The organism is Kitasatospora sp. MBT66 (assembly GCF_000710405.2).
In the GTDB taxonomy this organism is placed as follows: domain Bacteria; phylum Actinomycetota; class Actinomycetes; order Streptomycetales; family Streptomycetaceae; genus Kitasatospora; species Kitasatospora purpeofusca.
This window is the reverse complement of record NZ_JAIY01000010.1, coordinates 236635-248417: the sequence shown is the minus strand read 5'-3', so window position 1 is coordinate 248417 and position 11783 is coordinate 236635. Positions and strand designations below refer to the sequence as shown.

Below are 11783 nucleotides of genomic sequence, written 5' to 3'. Positions count from 1 at the left end.
GACGGTGAGCACGTGACCCTCCTCCAGGACGGCGTCCAGGTACGTCTCGGCGCGGGCCTTGGCACAGTCGTGGACGTCGAGGCCGAGCATGTGGCCGGTGCCGCAGAGGGTGTAGCGGCGGTAGAGGCCGCTGTCCTCGGCGAGCGCCTCCTCGGCGGAGACGGGCAGGACGCCCCAGTCGGCGAGGCCCTCGGCGATGACCCGGGCGGCCGCGGCGTGGAAGTCGCGGAAGCGGGCGCCGGGGCGCAGCGTGTCGATGCCGGCCTGCTGGGCGGCGAGCACCAGCTCGTAGACCTGGCGCTGGACCGGCGTGAAGGTGCCGCTCAGCGGGAGGGTGCGGGTGATGTCGGCGGTGTAGAGGGTGTCCGTCTCGACGCCGGCGTCCAGCAGCAGCAGGGAGTTCGGGTCGAGCGCGCCGTCGTTGCGGATCCAGTGCAGGACGCCGGCGTGGGCGCCGCTGGCGGCGATGGTCTCGTAGCCGATGCCGTTGCCCTCGGCGCGGGCACGGAGGTTGAACACGCCCTCGATCCAGCGCTCGCCGCGGTGGTGGCGCAGGGCGGCGGGCAGGGCGCGGACGACGTCCTCGAAGCCGAGCACGGTGTGGTCGACGGAGAGCTGGAGCTGCTCCACCTCCCAGGTGTCCTTGACCAGTCGCAGCTCGGACAGCACGGCGGCGAAGAGGCCGTCGGCGTCGACGAGCGCGGCGGGGCCGGGGCGGCCGGTGGCGGCGTCGAGCTCGGGGTCGACGCCGGCCAGCACCCGGGTGGCGGGCTGCGGGCCGGTGAGCAGCTTGTCCAGCTCGTCGAGGTGCTCGACGCGCACGCCGGTGAGCCGGGAGGCCTCGTCGAGGTCGGGGCGGCGGCCGACCCAGAACTCGCCGTAGCGGCGGTCGCGGAAGAACTCGGCGCCGCGCACCGGGTCGCCGCCGCGGGGGGAGCGGGGCCGCAGGTAGAGGACGGGCTCGTGGCCGTCGGGGCCGGTCGGCTCCAGGACGAGCACGTGGCCGACCTGGTCCTCGCCGGTGAGGCCGGTCAGCCAGGCGTAGGCGCTGTGCGGGCGGAAGCGGTAGTCGACGTCGTTGCTGCGGACCTTGAGCCGGCCGGCCGGGACGATCAGGCGCTCGCCGGGGAAGGCCGCGGACAGCCGGGTGCGCCGGCCGGGGGTGACGGCGTAGCCGGGGACGCGGTCCTCGGCCGGGAGCGGGGTGGGGGCCCAGGAGGTGCCCATGAAGGCGTTGAGCGCCGCCGACACCGGGAGGTCGTGGCTGCCGGTGTTGAGGCCGGTCTGACGGAGGGTCACCGGGTACTCCTAAAACGCGTGGTGCGAGGTTGGGGGAGGAGGGGCTGCACGGACACATCTCGGTAACGGGTGGCGTCACCTCTTGTGCAGTGCAATTTCACATTACTATGTTACGGGTCACACCGCGGAGCGGCTAGACCCCCTGAGGTCGCCCTCCCGGCCGGGCCCCGGATCCACCCCCGGGGTTGGACGACGGGCCTTCTCGGCGGGCCCCCCACTGCGGAGTCAGATATGAACAGGCGTACCCAGACCGCCCTCGCGGCGGCCATCGCGGCGGCACTCACCCTCGGGCTCGGCGCCTGCGGAAGCAAGGACAAGAGCGACAGCGGCTCCGGCGACACCGCCGCCGCCAGCTCCACCAAGGGACCCGGTGCCGACACCGGCACGGCCGTGGGCGGCACCCCGGTCAAGGGCGGCACCCTGACCGTGCTGACCAACCAGGACTTCGCCCACCTCGACCCGGCCCGCAACTGGACCCTGCCGCAGATGGACTTCGGCACCCGGCTGATCTACCGCACCCTGGTCACCTTCAAGGCCGAGCCCGGTGACGCCGGCAACCAGATCGTCCCCGACCTGGCCACCGACACCGGCCGCCCGTCCGACGGCGGCAAGACCTGGTCCTTCACCCTGCGCGACGGGCTGAAGTACGAGGACGGCTCGCCGATCAAGTCCTCCGACATCAAGTACAACGTCGAGCGCTCGTTCTCCCCGGACCTCACCGGCGGCCCCGACTACGCGGCCCAGTACCTGGCCGGCGGCGAGAACTACAAGGGTCCGCTGACCGGCGAGCACCTGGCGAGCATCGAGACGCCGGACGACAGGACCATCGTCTTCCGCCTCAAGCGCCCGGTCGCCGAGTTCGCCTACACCGCGACCCTGCCCACCTTCGCGCCGGTGCCGCCGGCTCAGGAGAAGGGCACCCAGTACGACATGCGGCCGTTCTCCTCCGGCCCGTACAAGATCGAGAGCTACGACCGCGGCAAGCAGCTGGTGCTGGTCCGCAACACCAACTGGGACCCGTCCTCGGACCCGATCCGCAAGGCCTACCCGGACAAGATCGTCGTCACCCAGGGCCTCAAGGGCGGCCAGGTCGACGACCGCATCATCGCCAGCGACGGCGCCGACGCCTCCGCGATCGAGATGCCCTGGATGCGCCCCGAGTCGGTCGCCAAGGTGCTGCCCAAGGCCGACGTCAAGGCCCGCATGGTGGCCGAGCGCACCGGCTGCACCGACAGCCTCTACCTCAACACCTCCAAGGCGCCGTTCGACGACCCGAAGGTCCGCGAGGCCGTCATGTGGGCGGTCGACCGCGAGGCCCAGGTCACCGCGTTCGGCGGCCCCGCGATCGCCGACGTCGCCACCTCCTTCCTGCCGCCGTCGCTGACCGGCGGCGTCAAGGCCGACCCGCTGAAGATCCCGGCCGCCGGCGACGCGGCGAAGGCCAAGGACCTGCTCAAGGCGGCCGGCAAGACCGACCTCAAGGTCTCGCTCACCGTCTCGCTCGGTGACAAGACCCGCGGCGAGGCCATCCAGCAGTCGCTGTCCAAGGCCGGCATCCAGGTCACCGTCAACACCGTCGACCCGTCGGCGTTCACCGACACCCTCGGCGACGCCAAGGCCGCGCCCGAGCTGACCATCAACGGCTGGTGCCCGGACTACCCGTCCGGTGCCACCTTCCTGCCCTTCCTGTTCGACGGCCGCACCATCAAGGACAAGGGCAACCAGGGCAACTACAGCCAGTTCCGCGACCAGGCCACCATGGACGAGATGGACCGCATCGCGGCCCTCCCGGACGTGAACGAGGCCAACGAGGCCTGGAAGAAGCTGGACGAGGCGCTCCTGCAGAAGGCCCCGGCCGTCCCGCTCATGTGGCAGCGCCGCGCGCTGCTGGTCGGCACCAACGTGGCCGGCGCCTTCGGTGCCCCGGGCTACGCCGGCATGATCGACATGGCCACGGTCGGCCTCAAGGACCCCGCCAAGAGCCAGGGCTGAGGAACCGTCCGTCATGAGCACCACTACGACTGAGCCCGCCGCCGCGCCCGTCGCGGCGGCGGGCCCCGCGAAAGCCTCCGGGCGCGGGCCCTGGCGGCTGGTCTGGGACCAGCTGTGGGCCAAGGGCTCGGCCCGCTTCGGCCTGATCATGGTCGTCCTCCTCGTCCTGATGGCCGTGCTGGCCGGCCCGCTGAGCGCGCTCGGCGGCTGGAACGCCGAGGAGTTCGACAAGCGCGCCGTCGACGCCTACCTGGGCGGCCTGCCCAAGGGCGACTTCGGCGGCGTCGGCGCCCGGCACTGGTTCGGCGTCGAGCCGGCCACCGGCCGCGACCTGTTCGCCCGGGTCCTGCACGGCGGCCAGGTGTCGCTGCTGATCGCGTTCGTCGCCACCGCCGTCGTCGTCGTCGCCGGCACCCTGGCCGGCATCGCGGCCGGCTACTTCGGCGGCCGCATCGACAGCCTGCTGTCCCGGCTGATGGACCTCACGATGTCCTTCCCGTCGCTGATCTTCATGATCGCGATGATGTCGGTCGCCAGGGACGTCAACCGGATCCTGCTGATGACCGTGGTCATCGGGCTGTTCGGCTGGCCCGGCGTGGCCCGCGTCGTCCGCGGCCAGACCCTCTCGCTCAAGCACCGCGAGTACGTCGAGGCGGCCAAGGTCGGCGGCGCCCGGTCCTGGCGCATCCTCACCCGGGAGATCCTGCCCAACGTCTCCGGGCCGATCATCGCCTACACCACCCTGCTGATCCCCGGCATGATCGCCACCGAGGCCGCGCTCTCCTACCTCGGCGTGGGCGTCCGGCCGCCGACCCCCTCCTGGGGGCAGATGATCGCCGAATCGATCGTCTTCTACGAGACCGACCCGACGTACTTCCTGATCCCGACGGTCTTCCTGTTCGTCGCCGTCCTCGCCTTCACCCTGCTCGGCGACGCGCTGCGCGACATCCTCGACCCGAAGGGAGGACGGTCGTGATCCTCTACCTCGGGCGCCGGCTGCTCGGCGTCGCCGGCATCCTGCTGGCCATCTGCGCCATCACCTTCACCATCTTCTACCTGCTGCCCAACGACCCGGCCGCAGCCGCCTGCGGCAAGACCTGCAGCCCCGAGCGGCTGGTCGAGGTCAAGGCCGCGATGGGCCTGGACAAGCCCGTCTGGGAGCAGTTCTTCGTCTACCTGCTGGGCATCTTCGCCGGCCGCGACTACGGCAGCGGAGCCAGCGCCACCCACTGCGGCTTCCCCTGCCTCGGCTACTCCTACGAGTACTCGCTGCCGGTCTGGGACCTGCTGGTCGACCGCCTGCCGGTGTCGGTCTCGCTCGCCATCGGCTCGGCCGTGCTCTGGCTGGTGCTCGGCCTCGGCGCCGGCATCACCTCGGCGCTGCGCAAGAACACCGTGGTCGACAAGATCCTCACCGTCCTGTCGGTCGGCGCCGCCTCGCTGCCGGTCTACTTCACCTCGATCATGCTGATCTGGGGCGTGGTGCGGACCGCCGGCCTGCTGCCCTACCCCGCGTACCACAACCTCACCGACAACCCGCTGTCCTGGGCCTCCAACCTGCTGCTGCCGTGGACCGCGCTGGCGCTGCTCTACGCGGCCCAGTACGCCCGGCAGAGCCGGACCTCGATGATCGAGGCGATGGCCGAGCCCTACATCCGCACCGCCCGCGCCAAGGGCATGCCGGCGCTCACCGTCACCGTCAAGCACGGTCTGCGCTCCGGCATGACGCCGATCCTCACCATCTTCGGGATGGACCTCGGCGGCCTGCTGGCCGGTGCCGTGATCACCGAGTCGATCTTCGGACTGCCCGGAATCGGACGCCTCTTCTACGACGGCCTGCTCCGCTCCGACCAGCCCGTCATCCTCGGCGTCACCCTGCTCGCGGCCTTCTTCATCGTCGTCGCGAACCTGCTGGTCGACGTGCTCTACGCGTACGTCGACCCGAGAGTGAGGTACTGATGACGTCGTTGTTGGAGGTCGAGGACCTCAAGGTCACCTTCGACACCCCGCGCGGCACCGTCCGGGCCGTCGACGGCATCAACTTCACCGTCGAGGCCGGGAAGACCCTCGGCCTGGTCGGCGAGTCCGGCAGCGGGAAGTCCGTCACCTCCCTCGCCGTCATGGGCCTGCACCGCGGCGCGAAGGTCGGCGGCTCGATCAGGCTCGACGGCCAGGAGCTCAACGGCCTGGGCGAGAAGCAGCTCGGCGCGATCCGCGGCCGGAGGATCGCCATGATCTTCCAGGACCCGCTGTCCAGCCTGCACCCCTTCTACCCGGTCGGCGAGCAGATCGCCGAGCACTACCGGGTGCACTTCAAGGCCTCCCGCAAGGCCGGCCGCGAGCGTGCGATCGAGATGCTCGCCGAGGTGGGCATCCCCGAGCCGGCCCGCCGCGTCGACGAGTACCCGCACCAGTTCTCCGGCGGCATGCGCCAGCGCGTGATGATCGCCATGGCGCTCGCCTGCGAGCCCGAGCTGCTGATCGCCGACGAGCCGACCACCGCGCTCGACGTCACCGTCCAGGCCCAGATCCTCGACCTGATCGCCAGGATCCAGGAGCAGCGCGGACTCGGCGTCGTGATGATCACCCACGACCTCGGCGTGGTCGCCCGGGTCGCCCACGAAGTGCTCGTCATGTACGGCGGCCGCGCCGCCGAACAGGCGCCCGTGGACCGGCTGTTCGCCGCCCCCGCGCACCCGTACACCCGCGGGCTGCTCGACTCCCTGCCCCGCCTGGACGACACCGACGACGCCCCGCTGCGGGCCATCCCCGGCAGCCCGCCGTCGCTGATCGCCCCCGCCCCCGGCTGTTCCTTCGCACCGCGCTGCGCCCGCACCATCGCCGCCGCCGCCGAGGAGCACGCCCGCTGCCTGTCCGAGCGGCCCGCGTTCGGCCCGCTCGCCCCCGGCCACCAGGCCGCCTGTCACCTGCCGCTGGTGCCGGAAGGAGTCCTGGGATGACCGAACCCCTGCTGACGGTCCGGGATCTGGTGAAGACCTTCCCCGGCCGCCGCTCACGCACCGGCCAGCCCGGCGCCCCGATCAGGGCCGTGGACGGCGTCAGCTTCGACGTCGGCGCCGGCGAGACCCTCGGCCTGGTCGGCGAGTCCGGCTGCGGCAAGTCGACCACCGGGCGCATGGTCGTCCGGCTGATCGACCCGACCTCGGGCACCGTGAACTTCGACGGCACCGAGATCGGCGGCCTGACCCAGGCTCAGCTGCGCCCGCACCGCAGGCACCTGCAGATGGTGTTCCAGGACCCGTACTCCTCGCTCAACCCCCGGCAGACGGTGGCCCGGATCATCTCCGAACCGCTGCTGGTCCAGGGCAGCAGCGCGGCCGACGCCCGCAAGCGGGCTTCCGAGCTGATGGAGCTGGTCGGCCTCATCCCCGAGCACCTGGACCGCTACCCGCACGAGTTCTCCGGCGGCCAGGCCCAGCGCATCGGCATCGCCCGCTCGCTGGCCACCTCGCCCCGGCTGGTGGTCGCCGACGAGCCGGTGTCCGCGCTGGACGTCTCCATCCAGGCCCAGGTGGTCAATCTGATGGAGCGGCTCCAGGACGAACTGGGGCTGGCGTACATCTTCATCGCGCACGACCTCTCCGTGGTCAAGCGCGTGTGCGACCGGGTCGCGGTGATGTACCTGGGCCGGATCGTCGAGATCGGCGAGAAGCACCAGGTGTACAGCAACCCGGCGCACCCCTACACCAAGGCCCTGCTGTCCGCCGTTCCGCTGCCGGACCCGGCCGCGGAGCGGGCGCGCGAGCGGATCGTGCTGCTCGGCGACCCGCCGAGCCCGGCCGCCCCGCCGCCCGGGTGCAGCTTCCACCCGCGCTGCCCGAAGGCCCAGGAGATCTGCCGGACCGAGCGTCCGCTGCTGCGGATCGCCGGGCCGGGCGGGCGCGAGGCGGCCTGCCACTTCCCGGAGAACTGATCCGGGACGAGGTCTCGCGGTCGGGGGCGCCTGCCATTGGGCGCGCCTCCGGCCGCGGCTGAACCGCCGTACCGTCCGGCCACCCCCACGGCGGACGGTACGGCACCGAACGCGCGAGGAGCGATCCTCCTCGCGTGCCGAGCCCCCGGTCGGGAGCGGCGGGGAGCCTGTGATGAGGGCCGCGCCCGACCGGGTCCCGTCCGGTGGAAACCCACCGGACGGGCGGGGCTCGCCGGGTCCGACCGGGTCGTCGGACCCGGCGGGCCCTTTCGCCGTTCCCCGGCCCGGTAGTTCTGTCCGTCCCCGGGTCCGTGCGAGCGCTTGACTTGAAGTTCACTTGAACTCATAGCGTGTGCACGTGACCGAAACTCCGCGCGTCCAGACCGCCTCCACCCCCTCCGACCAGGGAGATCGCGCTCCCGTTGCCGAGTCGGCGGCGCCCTCCGGCGGCTGGGGGGACCTCTTCTCCAAGCAGTACGCCGCCCAGGCCTCGATCATGGCCGGCGGCGTCGCGCTCTACGCGATGAACCTCTACTTCACCGCAGCCCTGCTGCCCTCGATCGTCGAGGACATCGGCGGCGCCCGCTTCTACGCCTGGGTGGCGACCGGCTTCCTGATCGCCGCGGTGACCGCCGCGATGCTGGTCAGCCGGCTGCTCGCCCGGCTCGGGCCCTCGCGCTCCTACCTCACCGGCTTCCTGGTGTTCGCCGCCGGCGCCGGGCTGACCGCGGCCAGCCCATCGATGGAGACGCTGATCGTCGGCCGGATCGTCCAGGGCCTGGGCGGCGGGCTGATGGCCGGCCTCGGCTACGCGGTGATCCGCACCGCGCTGCCGGAGCGGCTGTGGACCAGGGCGGCCGGCCTGGTGTCGGCGATGTGGGGCGTGGGCACGCTGGTCGGCCCCTCGCTCGGCGGGCTCTTCGCCGAACTCGACGCCTGGCGCGGCTCCTACGTCCTGCTCATGGTGGCCGCCCTGGTGCTGGCCGTGCTGGCCCGCCGCTCGCTGCCCGGCCCGACCGGGTCCGCGCGCACCGTCGAACCGCTGCCGCTGCCCTCGCTGCTGCTGCTGACGCTCGCGGCGGGCGCCTTCAGCATCAGCTCCACCGTGCCGCGCGGCTGGGCGACGGCGCTGTGCATCGTGCTGGGCCTGGTGCTGCTGGCGGGCTTCCTGCTGGTGGAGCGCCGCGGATCGGCGACCGTGCTGCCCAAGCTGACCTACCGTCGCGGCAACCACCTGAAGTGGATCTACCTGACCGTCGCGGTGTACTGCACCGGCGTGATGACCGAGACCTTCATCCCGCTGTTCGGCCAGGAGCTGGGCGGGCTGAGCCCGCTGGCGGCCGGCTTCCTCGGCGCGACGGTGTCGGTCGGCTGGACCTCGGCCCAGCTGTTCAGCGTCAACCTGCGCTCGGAGCGGGCTCGTTCGCTGGCGATCCGGGTCGGTCCGGCGGTGCTCACGGCCGGTCTGCTGGCCTACGGCCTGCTGCAGACCTCGCAGGCCTCCGGCGGCCGGGTGCTGCTGTGGGCGGTGGTGCTGGTGATCGGCGGGACCGGCATCGGGGCGGCCTTCCCGCACCTGAGCGTCACGGCGATGCGCAGCACCGACGACGAGGTGGAGGGCGCCAAGGCGGCCGCCGGCCTCAACACCACCCAGCTGATCGCCTTCACGGTGAGCTCGGCGCTGGCCGGGACGCTGGTGAGCTTCGGCGGGGACTCCACGCTGGACGGCGCCCGCTACATGGTCTTCGGGCTCGGCGCCCTCACCGTGTTCGGCACCGCCACCGCCGCGCTGAGCCTGCGGCGGGCGCGCGCCGAGGCCTGAGCGGGGTCTGAGTCGAGGCCTGAGTCGAGGCCTGGGTCCAGGCCTGAGCCGGGCGGGAAACGGACCGCCCCGGCCCTCCGTGTGGGAGGACCGGGGCGGTCTGCCTGTCCGTGGGACCTGTCTTCCACGGGGAGGCCCGGCGCTCAGGACACCGGGGTTCGGACTGCCGGGCCCGGTCGCGCGGGGTGTGCGCGGCCGGACCCGGGCAGCGGGGTCAGGACGCGGGGCCCACCCGGACGGTGGTGATCCGTCCGCCCTGGGACTCGCGGACGACCTCGATCTTGGTGTTGGTGTCCGGCACCTTCACCCCGAGCTGCGGGGTGGCCGGGTCGCTGTAGACGCCGGTGCGGTCGTTGAAGGCCGGGACGGCCTTCTCCGAGCCGATCTTCACCGGGACGCCGGCCTTGTGCAGCGTGAACCCGGTGGTCGGCTTGAGCGAGAAGGTCGCGTCGAAGGTCTGCGCCCGGGCGTTGACCAGGGTGCCGTCGGCGAAGCGGATCGGCGCCGGGTGGGCGTCGATCGGCAGGATCAGGCCGCCGCCGGGGTGGTCCTTGGTGTTGTTGTCGCCGTAGCCGGTGTCCCAGAGCCAGACGAGCACGCCCTCCTGGTACGGGTAGTTGTCGACGATGTCCTTCTTGCCCTCGACCCCGGTGTAGCCGAAGTTGTACGGGCCGGTCTTCAGGAACTCGCCGTAGCCGGCGTAGCGCCGGTTCTCCACCAGGTAGGCGCGCGGGTGCTGCTTGACCGCGGTGCGGCCGGTGATGACGGTGAAGCCGGTGGCGGTCCAGCCGTTGGTGCCGTTCTCGGCGCCGTCGGTGAACAGGGTGGTGGCGCCGGCGGTGATCCTCACCGCGTCGACCAGGACGCCCTTGCCGTGGGTGTTGCCGTCGGAGGTGACGTGCAGCCGCAGCCGGACCTTCTGGCCGGCGTAGGCGTCCAGTGGGATGTGCAGCTGCCGGTACGCGCCGGAGGTGCCGCTCAGGCCCGGGACGTTGGAGCTGGTGTTGCCGAGCGGGGTGCCGTCGACGGTGCCGGGCAGGGCGGTCCAGGTCTTGCCGCCGTCGGTGGAGGCCTCGGCGGTCAGGAAGTCGTAGTCCTGCTCGATGTCGTACCAGACCGCCGCGTCGAGGGCGGCCGGGCCGGTGGTCCCGCCGAGGTCGACGTCGCGGGCCAGCGCGTTGTCCAGGTTGTCGCCGGTGTCGCTCCACCACTGCTTGGCGCCCTCGCGCGGGTCGGCGAGGTCGGTGCTGGTGGTGCCGTCCGGCAGGTGGACCAGGACGGCCTGCGCCTGGTCGGTGTTGTAGCCGCTGACGCCGAGCGCGTGGCTGGACCGGGTGGCGGCCTGCGCCTCGTCGTAGTTGAGCCAGCCGAACTGCAGCTTGCTCCAGGCGTCGAGGTCGCCGGGGTAGGCGCCGGTGGTGTTCTTGCCCTTGCCCAGGTACGAGGCGGAGGACATCAGCGACCAGAAGTTGACGCTGTTGTCGCCGCCGCTGGTGCTGTACAGGTCGGGCAGGCCGAGGTTGTGGCCGAACTCGTGGGAGAACAGGCCGACTCCGCTGTTCTCGCCCGCCTGGACGTAGTCGTAGACGTACAGGCCGGTGTCGCCGACCGGCGCGCCGCCGATCCTGTTGCCGACCGGGCCGGTCTGGCCGGTCGGGTCCGGGAAGGTCCAGCTGCGGTGCGCCCACAGCGCGTCGGCGCCCTGCGCGCCGCCGCCCCAGGTCTCGTCCGCGCCGGCGTGCACGACGATGACGTTGTCCAGGTAGCCGTCGGGCTGGTTGAACTCGCCGTCCTTGTCGTGGTCGTAGCGGTCGTAGACGTCGTACTGGGCCAGCTCGGCCTTGACGTCCGCGGCCGTGCGGCCCTTGGCGATCTCGCCGTCGTACCAGGCCTTGACGGCGTCCCGGATGAACTCCTGGCCCTGGGTCCAGGCGCCGGAGCCCTGCGGGCCCTTGTTGGAGCCGTAGCGGGCCTCGTTCCACGGCACGGTGACCCAGTTGCTGACGGTGCCCTCGATGTCGTACCGGCCCGAGGACTGGGTGCGGTAGAAGTTGCGCATCGAGACCGCGCCGGGCGAGTCGTCGAAGAACATCTTCTGGTAGTAGTTCCGGTCGAAGTCCTGGTTCCAGAGCGTGTGGTTGTCGCTCTTGCCGGGCTTCGGGATGGCGTTGTGCTGCGGGCCGGGGGTGCCCCCGTAGCGCGGCTGGCCGTTGTACAGCGTGGTGTTGTCCACCTGGTCGCCGAACTGGGCGAGGATCACGAAGACCTTGTCCTTGCGCTGCTGCGCGAGCTGGACGTAGTCGTTGCCGACCCGCACCTTGGCGGGTGCCCGGCGGTCCGTGGTCTTGGCCACGGCGCCCTTGTTGAGCTGTTCCAGTGCCTTGGTGCGCAGCGACTGGCGCTCGCGCTCCTGGGGCGCGAGCGGCGCCGGCGGGGCCTCGAGGCCCCCGGCCTCGGCGCTGTCGCCGGACTCGGCGGAGATGGTGGATGCGGGCGTGGGGGGAGCGGCCTGGGCGGGGGTACCGAGCAGGGTGACCGCTATCGCGCTCGTGGTGAGCGCGGCCGCGAACGCCGCGGACAGTCTGCGCAACTGACCTGTCCTTTCCGGACGGTGGGTGGTCGGGCGAGCGCAGGTAATATTTCACATGTCATGGGTCACACGGAAGAGATCGGACCGCGGGAGGTGTGGGCGGCCTCCGACCGGGGAACGCGGCCGGGCCGCCCGCGTGCTGCGGC

The 11783-nt window shown here is 71.9% G+C and carries 8 protein-coding genes; 6 read left to right on the top strand and 2 right to left on the bottom strand.

Annotated elements, in window-relative coordinates; translation table 11 throughout:
• A partial coding sequence (locus BI06_RS25725) for an aminopeptidase P family protein (protein ID WP_043471927.1) occupies window positions 1–1299 on the bottom strand: 1299 nt, incomplete at its 3' end.
• Between the two features lie 231 nt (window positions 1300–1530).
• Here BI06_RS25725 and BI06_RS25720 point away from each other — a divergent pair.
• The 6 genes from BI06_RS25720 (at window position 1531) to BI06_RS25695 (ending at window position 9047) form a co-directional block, all read left to right on the top strand.
• Window positions 1531–3291: an ABC transporter substrate-binding protein gene (locus tag BI06_RS25720; protein ID WP_030395935.1), complete on the top strand. Its 1761-nt coding sequence runs from the start codon at window positions 1531–1533 to the stop codon at window positions 3289–3291.
• A 13-nt stretch (window positions 3292–3304) separates the two neighbouring features.
• Entirely contained in the window at window positions 3305–4267 is a 963-nt protein-coding gene (locus BI06_RS25715; protein WP_030395936.1) for an ABC transporter permease, read from the top strand.
• On the top strand, window positions 4264–5250 hold the full coding sequence (locus BI06_RS25710; RefSeq protein WP_030395937.1) for an ABC transporter permease: 987 nt from the start codon (window positions 4264–4266) through the stop codon (window positions 5248–5250). The genes BI06_RS25715 and BI06_RS25710 overlap by 4 nt, the downstream gene beginning before the upstream one ends.
• Complete coding sequence (locus tag BI06_RS25705; protein ID WP_030395938.1) at window positions 5250–6251, top strand: ABC transporter ATP-binding protein; 1002 nt, start codon at window positions 5250–5252, stop codon at window positions 6249–6251. Before BI06_RS25710 ends, BI06_RS25705 begins: the two co-directional genes overlap by 1 nt.
• A complete protein-coding gene (locus BI06_RS25700; RefSeq protein ID WP_030395939.1) occupies window positions 6248–7225 on the top strand; it encodes an ABC transporter ATP-binding protein in 978 nt (325 codons plus the stop codon). Before BI06_RS25705 ends, BI06_RS25700 begins: the two co-directional genes overlap by 4 nt.
• Window positions 7226–7583: 358 nt before the next feature.
• The gene (locus tag BI06_RS25695) at window positions 7584–9047 is read left to right on the top strand and encodes an MFS transporter (protein WP_043473046.1); all 1464 of its coding nucleotides are present in this window, start codon (window positions 7584–7586) and stop codon (window positions 9045–9047) included.
• A gap of 214 nt (window positions 9048–9261) precedes the next feature.
• On the opposite strand, the gene BI06_RS25690 is transcribed toward BI06_RS25695, so the two are convergent.
• Window positions 9262–11637 carry an immune inhibitor A domain-containing protein gene (locus BI06_RS25690; RefSeq protein WP_078880299.1) on the bottom strand — a complete coding sequence of 792 codons (2376 nt, stop codon included), beginning with the start codon at window positions 11635–11637 and terminating at the stop codon, window positions 9262–9264.
• Window positions 11638–11783 lie beyond the last annotated feature (146 nt).